The following is a 13559-nucleotide window of genomic DNA, read 5'->3' as shown; positions in this document are numbered from 1 at the left end:
TATTACGCCGTCCAACTTTGATACGGCCCTTTCAGAGCTATTTATGTGTCAGGTTTAAGTCAATTTCAAAAACATTAGAGCAAGTTTGGACACGAATCCGAGGTAAATCTCAAGTACAGTGAACTTATTATTCACGAAGCTGAAGGGAAGTTGTTATGAACCTGAGGTTTACCCGTTATAAACAAGCGTATTTTGAAGAAAGCGCTCAACTGATGAGCCAGACCTGGCACTTTAATGAAGGCTTTGAGAATCCCCGTGACGAAAGCCTTGTTTTTAAGGCGTACTTTGAGCATTCGTTGCTGGAATCCAGTTACACAGACTTTCTGGTGGATGACAATGATCGTGTACTTGGCTACTTGCTCGCCAGTACACCACATCATGATAACCTTCTGCAACGAATGAAGGTGGGGTGCCGGTATGCCAAAGCCATGCTCAATCTTTCCTGGCATTTTGCCATGGGAGACTTTGGTAATCGTCAGAAAGCGTGGGAAATGTTTGAAGTTCAGAATGAGCTGGATGAAGAGATTTATAAGGATACGGATTCTTTCGACAGCGAACTGGTTTTGTTTTTTTTAAGTGATGAACTGCGTGGTCAGGGGTATGGACGCAAACTAACAGAACGTTACTACGCATTTTGTCGCCAGCAGAACATAAAAAATATCTTTCTGTTTACGGATCTGGCCTGCAATGTTGGCTTTTACGACAACAACGGTTTCAAACGGCACCGGCAGTTCCATCATCCTTACCTTGCCAAGCCTGAGCAGCAGTATAACGGGTTTATTTATACCAGGGCGATTACGGCCTGAGTTTGAAAATAGTCAGGTTTGTTGATCTGTCTGAATGAAGATTTTTATTGATTGTGCATCATTCCTGCAAGCTTATCGGCGCTGACTCAGTCTTTTGCTGATTTGTTTGCAGGCATGGGCCTCATTGCGCAATGTCGCCAGCCCTTCTATGTCCGAATCCCTGAGTTATGCTCTCTCCCGTTATGGAAAGCAACAAAGTGAAAGCGTCATTATTAAAACGACAAAAGCCATTTATTTTGAGTCTTTTGTTTCTATTGTCCATTACCGTCTGGCTGAATATGCCCGTTGAGGAAGATTCGCCTGCCGTTGTAGAGCCGCATTATCTGCCAGTATCAGTGGTTAAACGTTCACCAATAACGGACAAGGTGATGGTGACCTCTTCCGGAATAACCCAGTCCCGATGGTCTACCGCTGTTATTGCTGCGGTGGGTGGCAGAATTATCGGGTTACCGGATGAGCTGGAGCCGGGTGTCATGGTCAGTCGTGACCGACTGATGGCTGAGATTGATCCCGTGACTTATCAGGCAGAGGTTGACCTGGCTCGCAGTCGTGTTGCCGAAGCGGAGTTGAGCCTTGCCCGAACCCGTCATGAACAGACCGTTGTATTAAGGGATAAAAACACCAAAAGCCTGACACCGCTTGCCCGTCATGAGCCACAGGTCAAAGCGGCCAAGGCTGAAAAAGTGGCTTCTGAATCCAGTCTGGTTCAGGCATTGCAGCAGTTGTCAGATACCCGGATTAAAGCACCGTTTGATGGAATTATTCTTGATCAGAAAGTCACTCCGGCCAAATGGGTTCAGCCTGGCGAAGAACTGTTTGTGATTGCCGACAGTCACTCCATTGATATCAAAGTAGAGCTTCCTGCCAAACTGTGGAACCGTCTCACTGAGGTGACTCCTGGCATGGTGGCAACAGTCACAAACCGTCAGGGTCATACCTGGCCTGCAACCGTTCGTTACCTGAGTCCGGTGCGTGACCAGAAGACCCGTCAGCGTAGTCTTGTCTTAAAAGTGGCTGAACCGTATCAGGGAGAGCACCGGCTACTGCCGGATCAGCTGGTGACCGTATCATTTGATGGGCGGGAGTATGAGGATGTTTTCCGGATTCCGGCCTCCAGTGTAACTGACGATGGTCAGGTATGGACGGTAGATAAGGACGGTCGCCTTATCACTGAAGACATCTCTGTGCTTTATCATGCTGACCCTTATTCAACCATTGTCAGGTTTGCCACCATGCCGGATGAGTCACGGCAGATCGTCAAATATCCCCTTGGCAGTATGCTCAAAGGCCAGAAGGTAAAACCGGTTTTGCAGGATTCCGGTAACGGGGATGAATCATGAAGTGGCTAACCCGATGGTTTCTGGACAACCCGGTAGCCGCCAATCTGCTCATGCTGATGATTCTGGCGGGTGGTTACCTGACCCTTGATACGATCAGGGTCGAGAGTTTTCCACAGCTGCCACCCTCCGAGCTTGAGATCATGGTCGCCTATCCCGGAGGGACGGCGCAGCAGATAGACGAAAGCATAACCCAGAGGATTGAGGAAGCGATCAGTTCAGTTGCGGGGGTGCATCGTATTACGAGTACGTCCCGCCGGGGTTATTCCAGTGTCAAAGTTCGGAAAACGACGGAAACCGATCTGGATCGTCTAATGGATGACATCCGTAATGAAGTAGACGGCATTACCGGCTTTCCTGCCCAGGCAGAGAGGCCGAAAATCTATCGTGATGAGTTCACCATGCTGGCTTCGTTTGTCATGGTGGCCGGTGATGTCGAGCCTGAGCTGTTACAGCAATCAGCCCGGCGTGTGGAACAGGCTTTGTTACGGCATCCGGACATCTCCAAAGTCACCAATCTTGATAAACGACAGCCACAAATCCTTATCGAACCCGATCCGGAACAGCTCAAACGCTACGGCATCGGCCCTGAGGAACTGGCTGCACTCATCCAGCAGTGGTCGCTGGAGTATCGCAGTGGCGAACTAAAAACCTCTCAGGGCAATATTCTTTTGCGTGCGGATGGTTACGCTGACAGTCTTTCACAACTACGACAGTTGCCGGTTATTAATACATCGGATGCCTCTGTGACTCTGGGTAACATCGCCCGGCTGGAGCGTACTTATGAGGACAGTGACTCACTGGTACGCTTCCAGAGAAAGCCAGCCGTTGCACTGATGATTTCAACCAGCCAGAAAGATAACCTGTTTGATGTCAGTGAAGCAGTTGAAGAAGTTCTGGAAGAACTGAGGAGCCAGTTGCCAGCCAGTATTGAGCTGGATGTGATGGTTGATCTGTCACCCTATATTGAAGGGCAACTGAAACTGCTGGGTAGCAACGCGGTTCAGGGGTTGCTGATTATACTGGTTCTGCTGGGGCTGTTTCTGAACCTGAGACTCGCTTTCTGGGTGGCGATTGGTATTCCTGTTTCCGTGTCTGGCGCGCTCTGGATGATGGGAATGCTGGACTACAGCCTGAACGACATAACCCTTTTTGGGATGATTCTGGTGCTGGGGGTACTGGTGGATGATGCGGTGGTTGTAGGCGAAAGTATCCACGAAGCCAGACAGCGCATTGCCGACCCGAAAGAAGCGGCCTGGCACGGGGTTGAATCGGTAACCGTCGCTACCGTGTTTGGTGTATTAACGACCATTGCCGCTTTTTCACCCATGCTGTGGATTCAGAACGATATGGCAAAAATCCTGTCGAGTTTTTCAGCGGTGGTTATTCTGGCTCTGCTGTTTTCTCTGGTTGAGAGCAAGTTTATTCTACCTGCTCACCTTTCCTATGCCAGACGACCAACGAAAGCGACTTCTAATCCTCTGGTTCTGACGTTTGAACGCATTCAGTTACTCTGCAGCAGTAGTCTTGATGCATTTTCAACCTTTGTCTATCAGCCTTCGTTACGCTTTGCGCTGGCGCATCGCTTCACCGTACTGGTTCTGTTTGTCTCTTTTTTCCTGCTCACCATCGGGTTGGTTGCCAAGGGAGCTATTCATGCAGTCTTCTTTCCGGATATTCCCAGCCGGTATGTTCAGGCAAAAATCACTATGGATCAGGATGCACTCATGCCTTTGTCTGTGATCAATGCTGACCGGCTTGAGGATGCACTGGAACGGACCAGCGAGGCACTCCAGCAACGCTACGCCATGGCTGAACCGCCATTAAGTAAGGCGATTCTATCGATTACCAATACTGCCAATATTGAACTGACTGCTGAGTTGACCAGTGAGGCATTGAGCGAGATTCCCGGTAATGCCCTGATTGATCTCTGGCAGGAGAAAACCGGTACGCTGGAAGGTGTTTATTCATCGTCGTTTAAAGGTTTTGAACACGCAGGTGGTGGTATTGGGTTAACCGTGAGTGCCAGTGACAGAGAGCTGGCCAGACAGGCCAGTGCAGTTCTGAAGCAGTATCTGCAACAAATGCCGGGTGTGAATGACATTGTTGATGATGGTCAGGGCGGTCAGCGTGAAATACAGGTGCAACTGAATGAACGGGGCAGGCATCTTGGGGTGACTAAACAACAGTTGGCGATCCTGGTGGGCGGAGCTTTTGGTGATCTGGAGGTCAACCGGCTGATCGATCAGGGTGAAGAGATCCGGGTTATTGTGCGCTATGCCAGAGACTTAAGGCAGACCCGGGAGCAGTTGTTGATGACTCCGGTGTTTTTACAAGACGGTTCCTCGATGCCTCTGGGCGAAGTCGCTGAACTGACTTACACGAGAGAATCCGGCACCATTCATCGCCGTGATCGTGACCTTGTTGTTACGGTCAACTGGCGTCAGGATCGTTCAGTCATGGCACCGGAAGAAGTATGGAAGCGGCTTGAGAAGCAGGCCGTTCCTGATATTGAACGACAATTTCCGAGCGTTAAGGTTCGAGCCATTGGCGAGTTTGAGGATATTGCTGAAGTTCAGGCCGGAATTAAGATGGCGTTAATTCTTACCTTGATTCTGGTGTATGCCCTGTTGGCCGTTCCCCTGAAATCCTACGTACAGCCATTAATTATCATGTCGATCATTCCCTTTGGCTTTGCCGGTGCGGTGTTGGGACACGGTATTGTCGGGTTGCCGGTCAGTAGTATGTCGGTGTTTGGCATGTTGGCGCTAATGGGCGTGGTGATCAACGACTCGCTGGTATTAATGACCCGTTTTAATAAACTGCAGGGCGACGGTATGCCGGTAAAGGAGGCTCTGTTCGAAGCCGGCAAATCCAGACTCAGGGCTATCTTTCTGACAACGGTCACAACTGTGTGCGGTTTGCTGCCTCTTCTTAGTGAAACGTCTGAGCAGGCGCAGTATCTTAAGCCAACGGCAGTATCGCTGGCGTTTGGTGAGTTGTTTGCAACGCCGGTAACACTGATTCTTATCCCTGTATTGCTCGGTATTGGTCGTTATAAACAGTCTTGTTCAGCAGGTAAAGCTGGCTCATAAAACAGGTTATAAACAGGCAGGGCTCTGGTAAAATTCAGGTTCCGGAGTCCTGATCTTTTAATAATGAATAATCGTCAGTCTTTCAATCTGATACCTGAAGAACATCTCTTGTCGTCTTTATCGCCTCTCTGGCAGGGGCGTTTCAGGCGTGCCATCGATTACCTCAATAATACTATTGACCGGCAGCCTGCACCGTCATGGGAAGAAGTTGCCCATCACTCTGCAATTTCACCCTACCACTTCCACCGTATGTTCCGGACTGTTTTCCATGAGCCTCCCGGTCAGTATCTGCGACGACTGCGTTTACAGACTGCTCTTTACTACCTGGTGAATAATATTGATCAGTCGGTGACAGAGGTTGCCCACCGTTGCGGCTTTTCTTCTTCACAGTCTATGGCTAAAGCACTAAGAAGAGAGTTGGATATCTCGGCAAAATGCCTTCGTCGTCAGTTTATTGAAAGTGGGTGGGATGCTGTTGAACCTTTTCTTCTGAAACTTGGGCAGCCTGAGGCCAATTCACAACCGGTTCTGGAGCAAAGTATAGCCAGAGATATCGAGTTCCATGTTCAGCACTCCTCTGCTATTAGTCTTCAGGTAAAACATTATCCTGATAGTGGCGACTGGGAGAACGTGGTTGACCATGGTTACGAGTCCGGTTCTGATATTTACGGCTTGATACGGGTGAGCGATATCAATAAGCCTGAAAAACAACAGACTTATCTGGCAGGCAAAAAAGTAAACTGTGAAACGCAGTCAAACTTTATGATACCGGCAGGTGATTACTTGTGTTGCCGGGTTCGGCTTAACAGCATGGTGGGTTATTTTGCCCTCTGGGATGTTTTATATGAAAAGGCCATGTCTCTAGACATCGAGCCTGATCCTGAAGGCTATGTTATAGAGCTCTTTCATTATCAGAAGGAGTGGTTGGATGATATCACCGACTTAACGATACGCATTGCTATGAGATAACTTATTTTAGGACGGGACAAATGATGAAAAAAAGCCCGGAACATTCCGGGCTTCGATTCAGGCTGTGTGGTGTTGTTGATTGCTGGAGCTGAGGTTAATGGTTTTTGAGTGCCTGGATAGCCCAAGCTTTTTCCATTCCGCTCCCATCATTACCAGAACAATCAGCGACAATGCAATGTTCGACAGCGGTACTGCCAGCCAGATGCCTTTGATGTCCAGAAACATTGGCAGCACCAGCAGGAATGGCAACTGGATCAGCATATTGGCCATGGTCACAAAGGTTGCCTTGCGTCCCAGCCCCAGTGATTGGAAAAATACGCCCGCACTGAAAATCAGGCCATCCAGGAACATGCCTGCCAGATGCAAACGCAAACCCAACTTGGCAGCATCGAAGAATACCGGGTCTTCGGTGTTAAAGACTCTGATAATCGGGTCTGCAAAGATATTAACGACAATGACTGACAGTATACCTGAGCCAATGGCAACCCAAAGCATCCGGTTGACGAACTGCTTCATTCGGGCGTAACGTCCGGCACCGTAGTTATAACTGATCAGTGGTTGTGCACCGGCTGCAACACCTTCGGCAAACATGTAGTAAAGCGTGGCAATGTAGCCAATAACGGCAAACGCACCGACATTGACAGCGTCACTGTATTTCATAAACAGGTAGTTATGAATGGCAGTGATGAAGCTGAAATAAGAGTACATCAGCAGGCTGGACAAACCGATTGAACAAGTGTGCAGTGACAGCTGATATTCTGGCAGCATATCTTTAAGTGTCAGGCGTGTATTCGCTCTGGCAGAGAAGAAATACATCACACCAAAAATCACCACCAGAAGCTGGGATAGTGTGGTACCCAGTGCTGCGCCTGTTAGTCCCATCTCCAGATAGATGATAAAAATGGCGTTCAGAATGATGTTGGCAATGGCTCCGACAACAATCAGCCAGGTGGCAATAGTCGGGGCGTCGTCATTCCGCACCATAAACGGCAAAGCCATACTACCCATGGCCAATGGTGTACCAAATAAGAGAACCCATAAATAATTGCTGGCATGCTCAAAAGCAGGGCCGCTGGCGTCCTGCAGTTGCAGCAACCATTGTCCGGTCAGAGACAGAAGGAGTGATCCCAGTAAGCCGAACAGTATGAGCAGGGTAAGGCCGTTACCCAGTGCCCGACGTGCCCGAAGAAGTTTTTTCTCCCCCCTTGCCATGGAACTGATCGCACCGGAGCCGACGCCAACCATCATCCCCAGACCATAGAGTGTTCCAATGACCGGCCATGAGAGGTTAATCCCTGCAAGTCCTTCTGCACCGATGTAACGGCCAATAAAAACGCCATCAATCACCTGATACAGGCCGCTGACCAGCATGGCTCCCACAGTTGGCAGAACATAGTTCCAGAACTGTCGGTTAATGCTGGGTAATTTTTTTTGTTCCTTTGAAGTGGACATGTTTTTCTCAATAAATGTTAGAAGTACTAACTAAAAAGTGACGAAAATAATCTGCTTATCCATCGGCAGCAGTCTGTAAATTGTTATCGTTTGTCGGCTTTAGTTTGTGCTGCTTTGACAGCAACTTTGGTTAACAGCTGTTCAAGTTGCTTCTTATCTTTTGCTGTAAAATCGTTTAGCAAATTTGCAATAAGCTTGTCATAAAACAGACGATCATTGTCTAACAGTTCCTGCCCCTTCTGGCTTAGAGCAACCTGAATAGCTCTTCCATCTTCAGGACAAGGCTGTCGTTTAACCAGCTTTTTACGCTTCAGTCTTGCCACCATGTTGCTGGCAGTAGGTTTGCTGACATGCATGAGTTCGGCCAGTTCAGAAAGACGCATGGTTCCGGATTCTTCCAGTGTCTCCAGATAGTCGTATTCTGTGTAGGTCAGGCTGCAGTTACCAGACTCTGGCTGTTCTCGCCAGCAGCGACTGACATAGCGCTCAATAACCATAAAAGATTGTTCAACTTTCATATGGGTATTTTATTAGTAAGGCTAACTAATTTTCAAGAGAGTAATTTTTCAGAGAGGGACCATGCTGACAGAACGTTTATTCTGTCAGCATGGTTGATCGTGTTAGAAGAGCTTCAGACTTTTTCCGGTTTGCCAGTAGCCTTGGCAACCAGTTGGCTTTCGTCGCCTGTATCCAGCTTGGCCAGGTATTGGTTCACCAGTTGCTGGAATGCCACCATTTGAGAAGGGTTAAGCTGTCTGCCTTCCGGCAAAGAGTAGGTCATATAGTTAACCGGTTTGCTGTTGGCGTGCAGCTCAAAATGCAGATGAGGGCCGGTACTGCGCCCGGTATTACCTGTGAAAGCGACAACATCACCGATTTCTACCCGCTGCCCCTGCTTCACCAGAATTTTACTCAGATGCAGATAACGGGTGCTGTAGGTTTCTGTGTGCTGAATGGTGATGTGCAAACCGGCTGCCGGGTGGTTACCAACACGGGTAACAACACCATCGCTGATGGCTTGTGCCCTGGTGCCGGTTGGGGTCGCAAAATCAGTACCATTGTGCGGTGAAATACGTTTGGTAATGGGGTGCAGACGGCGGGGGTTAAAGTGGGAACTGATACGATATTTTTCAGGGACAGGGCGGCGCAGGAAGGCGCGGTTCAGACTTTGCCCGGTTTCATCGTAGTACTGACCGTCGTCGTGCAAAAAGGCGGCAAGACGCTTGCCGCGGTTGACAAAGATGACGGCTTTCAGGGTTGACCGGCCGGTATGAGTATCTCCCACATAGATATCGTCATAAAGCATCTGGAAAGTATCACCTGCACGGAGGTCTCTGGCAAAATTGATTTTGTCTTCAAACAGTCGGGAGATTCTGTCAATTTCTGCCGGGCTTAGCCCTGCATTTGATGCGCTGCGGTAAAGACTGTTGTTGATAACACCATCAACTTGTCTTTCAATAATGTTGGTAACATGAGCGTGCATTTCACCGATATAGTCATCACCATCCCGGGTAAATTCCAACGTATTAATACTGTCGATGACCACTTGCATCCGGGTCACCAGCTGATTTTCACCCTCTCTGATAAACAGCAGCTGCTGGCCTGGTTTTAAGTTATCGAGTTGAAGGAAATCGAGGTCAGCTTCGAGCAGCTTGTACATTGTTGCCTGGGGCAGCTGGAGTTTGGCGAAGATGGATCCCAGAGTGTCGTTTGCTTCTATGGTGTAACCAATTCTTTGAATTTGTTCTTCCTGAACGGTTCCAACGGGTCCGGCTGTGGGCTGTTCAGTGTCGGATGTTGCTGCTAGTGGTATTCGAATTTCACGGTATAAGTCAGAATCGCCCGATGGCCAGAGCATTGCTGTTGTGGAAGCCAGTAAAGCCGTTAACACAACCGGTTTACGGTTCTTTAGACAGAAATACTTTATCGATGCCATTCGTTGTTGCTCTTAAGCCCTGGGGAAATATCCAATAAAACTAAATACAGAGGTTGGTCGCCAAGCGGTGTTTACTCGTATTATTTGCGTACAACTGACCGTTATTGCCAGTTAACTGACCGAGAGTGTATCACTTCATGAATGATTTTACGCGGCCTGAAACGGTCATTGTCATAGAGTTGGTAGTACTTACTTACAGACACTCAATGACAATGAAGAGCATGCCATTTGTTATAATATAACGCTTATGCTCTGGCAACCGGAAGTGCTGGTTTTGAGTAATTACTGTCGTTTATTCCCTGGCAGTCAGTATCAGGTCTTTGAGTGTAACCCGGTAGCTGGAATCCGTGTCATCGCCGTCAGAGCTTATCCACAGTGCAATAACTTTTTTATTGTCTCTGGGTTTAAAGCGGAGAACGTGTGGTTGAAAGCTGCGTTTGAACAGAAACTGTTCTGTAATAAGCTCTGACAATGGGTGAGTGCGTAAGCCATTCGCCAGACGGTCATCGGAATAAACATTGAAGAAATGTATGCGTTCGACGCCGGTGGCGTCTGGTGCCAGCTGATAAAGCCGTTTAACCCAGTCCGGTGCCATGATTTTCTGGAATCCGGTTAATTGCTGCTGACCCGAATAGACAACCCCCAGACGAAAAACGAAGTCATCTGCTCCTGTTTCGCCCTGTTGTTGTTCACCAAGATTTAAACGGCCATCTACTTCCAGATTCAGAGTGATTTCGTCAATGTTAACGGGTTGGTCAAGAGGATAAATAACGGGGCTGGATGACTGGTTTACGTCAATAATCATGGTTCCGTCAATAAAGGCAACCTCGTTCGCAGGTATTTCCCTGAAGCTTAATTGCTCCCATTGACCCGGTTTGCTAAGTGGCATTTCCAGCCAGTTGTTTGCAAAGATTTTAGAGCTGGCGAACAGTCCAAACATGACAATCAGAAGGGCTACCGACTTTTTCACAGAATCATTTCCGGATTTTTATTATTGTCTATCCATCATATTGTCTTGAGGTTCCTGCCGACAAGTCCGGATGGTTTTGGAATGATTACAAAATAGGTTTCACCCACTTTTTTGTGGATTTCTTCCTGCATATTGTTCCAAATTTCATGCTGATCCTCATCCTTGTGATGAAGCATTTTGCGAACCTGAAACAATTCGGATTCAAGTTGTTCGATGCGAGCCTCAAGGGACATGAGATGCCTTTTTTTGTTGGTCAGTGAAGGTCGAACAGTATAGGTGACTAAATGAGCGAGAGCGACAAGCAGCCGGGTATTATTGATCCGCCATTGGGTGTTGAGGATGCCGATACGCTGCAACAGTGGATGCAGCAGATTACTGAGGCGACACGGCAGGGGATGGGGCAGATTGGCAGTATTGCCAATTCTTATGTGAAGTTTAATGACCTTGTAGACGGTGGCTTTTTAATCCCGATGCAGCCTCCGGGGGGCGTGGAGTACGATTTTACCAATGGCCCCATTGGTGGAGGGTATTATCAGTCCAGTGGTTCAGCGAGTTTTGATTTAACGCCGCCTGGTAAAGTGAACAGCGTGGTGGTGTCCAGCCTGATCGGGGCAATGGACATAGAGTGGTTGCCGCCCGAAATGAGTTTTCCGCACCATTATGAGGTGTGGCGTTCGACCACTTCTGACCGGAACGATTCGGTGTTGATTGGTACGACTTCGGCCTTGCGTTATTCCGATGTGAATGTGGAGAACGGGCAGACGTATTACTACTGGATTCGGATTGTTAAGACCATTGGCAGTCATGTGATTTACGGCTCCTATGATTCACCTTCAGGCACAACGGGTAGCCCTAAATCCACGGTGGATAATATTCTCGATATTGTGAGCGAGGATATGTATATCAAAACGCCGGGGGGCAATAAGAACCCGTTCGGCTACCACAATCTCGGTACTGATGATAATCCCGACTGGGTGGTGGCATTGAGAGCCGATGTTGCCATTCAGGGTAATCTGGCGATCTCGCAACTGAAAAGCGGCGAACTGTCGAATACCGTTGCCCTGTCAGTGGGGCAGGGTTCTGTCACGATGGATACCCGCACTGATGGTTCGGGTCAGATTGTGGTAACGGGCAAGGGTGGAGTAGGCAGCAATGATTATCTGATTCTGAATCAGGGGCGCATAGCTTCGTATGTGTGGGACGGGTCGAAGCATGTGCAATATAAGGAAGTCAGACGGATTGAACGGGGTGTTGCACCGGCCGGGCAGTTGGTGACGGTTCCGGCGTATTTTAAAGCGCAACCCACTATTTATTTAGCTCCGTTTATTATTCCTACCTATAACCCGAACTACCCCAGTCAGGGGCAGCAGTGGCGGTTGTCTCATTCTAATGTGGAACCCAACCCCGGAGAAACGGGTGGCTGGCGATTTGTGCCTACGGCTCAACTGGAATTGACGGAGGGTAATTCGACACAGGTTTACCCGGACAGAACCTACTTAGGCTCTGGTGACGTTTATGAAACGATTATATCCCGTCGAACCAGTCTGAAAAAATTGCGAGTGAATACCCGCAATAAGTCCATTCGATCCACGGGAGCAGCAGGTAATTATTATAAGCGCAATGTCACTGTGCAGTTATGGTACAGAGTTTATGGAACCTCAACGTGGCTTTTGGGCAAGACGGTGGTGGTTCATCTGGATTCGCTCAGTGAAAAGTTAGGCGTTGTCGATTATACCTTAGCGTCTACGGGTGATTATGATATTAAAGTCCGGTATGTGGCGGCTGATGCCGGAGGGACATTCACAACGGGTACTCAATATGAGTACACGACCAGAACGGTCTATGGCAGCAGTTATGTCATTGCTGACGGTGATGTGTCAGGCGTGGACAATTCGGTAACAGTCTATCTGGGTGAACCAACATTGGGTGGTGGCTGGGGAGTCGTTAAGTCACGCTGGCAGTATGACTATAAACTGATCGGGCAGCGCAGTGGCAGTAATGACTGGTTTGGTTCAATGGAAAGACCTGGCACATCAACCTATAACTTTCATAGCGATAACAGTCATGCAATGGAGGGTCGGCATACCAGTGAAGCGCAATACCACGACTCCTATTGTCGGTTCTCGGTGGGAATGGATTATAAGACTTCTTACAACTTTATAGAGATGCAAATCTCGAATGTTTCTGTGCAGTACACCTATCGTCGTCCGGCTCCGGTTTCGACTACGCCACAAAACGCATTCTACCTTGATACCATCGAATACGATCAGGGCGCACAGTTAATCAACCCGACCAATGAACAGATTCTGGTGAACTGGTTAGCGGTGGGTGAATAAAAATTTGCTTCCATTGATCACTTTTCGATAAGTTGGATAGACAACACATAATGACAAGGAGAGTGATTGTGCGGGGTTTAGCGAGGAGCAGTCACTCGGGCTGGATTACAGTTTTTGACAACGTACCACTACCCACCCAACCCGCTTTATGCGGGTTTTTTTATGTCTGGAGAAAACATTGGCCATAGAAATAAAACGCATCCACACCATCACCCCGATGATCCGGCAGGCACTGAACCTGTACCTTAACCAAAACAAAATCAGTCGGTCATTCCCTTTAGATCAAGGGCGCATTGAAACCATGCTGGAGAAGATGACCAAACATCCGGCTTACGGACTTTGGATTGCGTTTAACGGGGAAATGCCTGTGGGGTTTGTGTCGGGTCAGCTTCAGGAGTCGCTGTTCCATGATCGGGTATTTGCCTTTGATCTGGGCTGGTTTGTGTTGCCGGATTATCAGGGTAAGGGGCTGGGGCGGCGGTTGCTGGATACGTATATTGGGTGGGCTAAAGACAACGAGGCCAGTGTGGTGCATTTCTGCGTGGCCTTCGCCGATGAGGACTCAGACCGGCGCAATGCGGATAAGTTGAAAGCGATGGGTTTTGAGCCTTGGGGGCAACTGACCCGCAAGGTGCTGGAAACAGAAGGAGGGTGAGTT

Annotated in this window: 12 protein-coding genes; 7 read left to right on the top strand and 5 right to left on the bottom strand. The window is 48.6% G+C overall.

Annotated features, from left to right (window positions below; all coding sequences use genetic code 11):
* Positions 1-155 precede the first annotated feature (155 nt).
* The 5 genes from EZMO1_RS01275 to EZMO1_RS01260 all read left to right on the top strand — a co-directional run bounded on the left by EZMO1_RS01275 (position 156) and on the right by EZMO1_RS01260 (position 6207).
* Positions 156-806: a GNAT family N-acetyltransferase gene (locus EZMO1_RS01275; protein WP_034879206.1), complete on the top strand. Its 651-nt coding sequence runs from the start codon at positions 156-158 to the stop codon at positions 804-806.
* A 94-nt stretch (positions 807-900) separates the two neighbouring features.
* Positions 901-1095 (top strand): hypothetical protein, encoded by a 195-nt coding sequence (locus EZMO1_RS26445; RefSeq protein WP_222842173.1) that lies wholly within the window; start codon positions 901-903, stop codon positions 1093-1095.
* The gene (locus EZMO1_RS01270; protein ID WP_222842172.1) at positions 1043-2146 is read left to right on the top strand and encodes an efflux RND transporter periplasmic adaptor subunit; all 1104 of its coding nucleotides are present in this window, start codon (positions 1043-1045) and stop codon (positions 2144-2146) included. Before EZMO1_RS26445 ends, EZMO1_RS01270 begins: the two co-directional genes overlap by 53 nt.
* Positions 2143-5238, top strand: a complete 3096-nt coding sequence (locus tag EZMO1_RS01265) for an efflux RND transporter permease subunit (RefSeq protein ID WP_034879204.1) — start codon at positions 2143-2145, stop codon at positions 5236-5238. Before EZMO1_RS01270 ends, EZMO1_RS01265 begins: the two co-directional genes overlap by 4 nt.
* A gap of 63 nt (positions 5239-5301) precedes the next feature.
* Positions 5302-6207 carry a helix-turn-helix transcriptional regulator gene (locus tag EZMO1_RS01260; RefSeq protein ID WP_034879202.1) on the top strand — a complete coding sequence of 302 codons (906 nt, stop codon included), beginning with the start codon at positions 5302-5304 and terminating at the stop codon, positions 6205-6207.
* 57 nt (positions 6208-6264) lie between these two features.
* Here the strand turns inward: EZMO1_RS01260 and EZMO1_RS01255 are convergent, their stop codons facing one another.
* The 5 genes from EZMO1_RS01255 to EZMO1_RS01235 form a co-directional block, all read right to left on the bottom strand.
* Positions 6265-7659, bottom strand: a complete 1395-nt coding sequence (locus EZMO1_RS01255; RefSeq protein ID WP_034879201.1) for an MATE family efflux transporter — start codon at positions 7657-7659, stop codon at positions 6265-6267.
* Positions 7660-7742: 83 nt separating this feature from the next.
* Positions 7743-8177 carry a MarR family winged helix-turn-helix transcriptional regulator gene (locus EZMO1_RS01250; protein ID WP_061509245.1) on the bottom strand — a complete coding sequence of 145 codons (435 nt, stop codon included), beginning with the start codon at positions 8175-8177 and terminating at the stop codon, positions 7743-7745.
* Between the two features lie 113 nt (positions 8178-8290).
* The gene (locus EZMO1_RS01245) at positions 8291-9595 is read right to left on the bottom strand and encodes a peptidoglycan DD-metalloendopeptidase family protein (protein ID WP_034879198.1); all 1305 of its coding nucleotides are present in this window, start codon (positions 9593-9595) and stop codon (positions 8291-8293) included.
* Between the two features lie 292 nt (positions 9596-9887).
* Entirely contained in the window at positions 9888-10565 is a 678-nt protein-coding gene (locus EZMO1_RS01240) for a hypothetical protein (protein ID WP_034879197.1), read from the bottom strand.
* Between the two features lie 35 nt (positions 10566-10600).
* Positions 10601-10798 (bottom strand): hypothetical protein, encoded by a 198-nt coding sequence (locus EZMO1_RS01235; protein WP_034879196.1) that lies wholly within the window; start codon positions 10796-10798, stop codon positions 10601-10603.
* Between the two features lie 51 nt (positions 10799-10849).
* Here EZMO1_RS01235 and EZMO1_RS01230 point away from each other — a divergent pair, with 51 nt between their 5' ends.
* Both EZMO1_RS01230 and EZMO1_RS01225 read left to right on the top strand, forming a co-directional pair.
* Entirely contained in the window at positions 10850-12901 is a 2052-nt protein-coding gene (locus tag EZMO1_RS01230) for a hypothetical protein (RefSeq protein WP_034879195.1), read from the top strand.
* A gap of 178 nt (positions 12902-13079) precedes the next feature.
* A complete protein-coding gene (locus EZMO1_RS01225; protein WP_034879193.1) occupies positions 13080-13556 on the top strand; it encodes a GNAT family N-acetyltransferase in 477 nt (158 codons plus the stop codon).
* The last annotated feature ends 3 nt before the right edge of the window (positions 13557-13559 follow it).

It is taken from the genome of Endozoicomonas montiporae CL-33 (genome assembly GCF_001583435.1).
Taxonomy (GTDB): Bacteria; Pseudomonadota; Gammaproteobacteria; order Pseudomonadales; family Endozoicomonadaceae; genus Endozoicomonas_A; species Endozoicomonas_A montiporae.
This window is presented reverse-complemented; position numbering and strand designations above follow the sequence as displayed.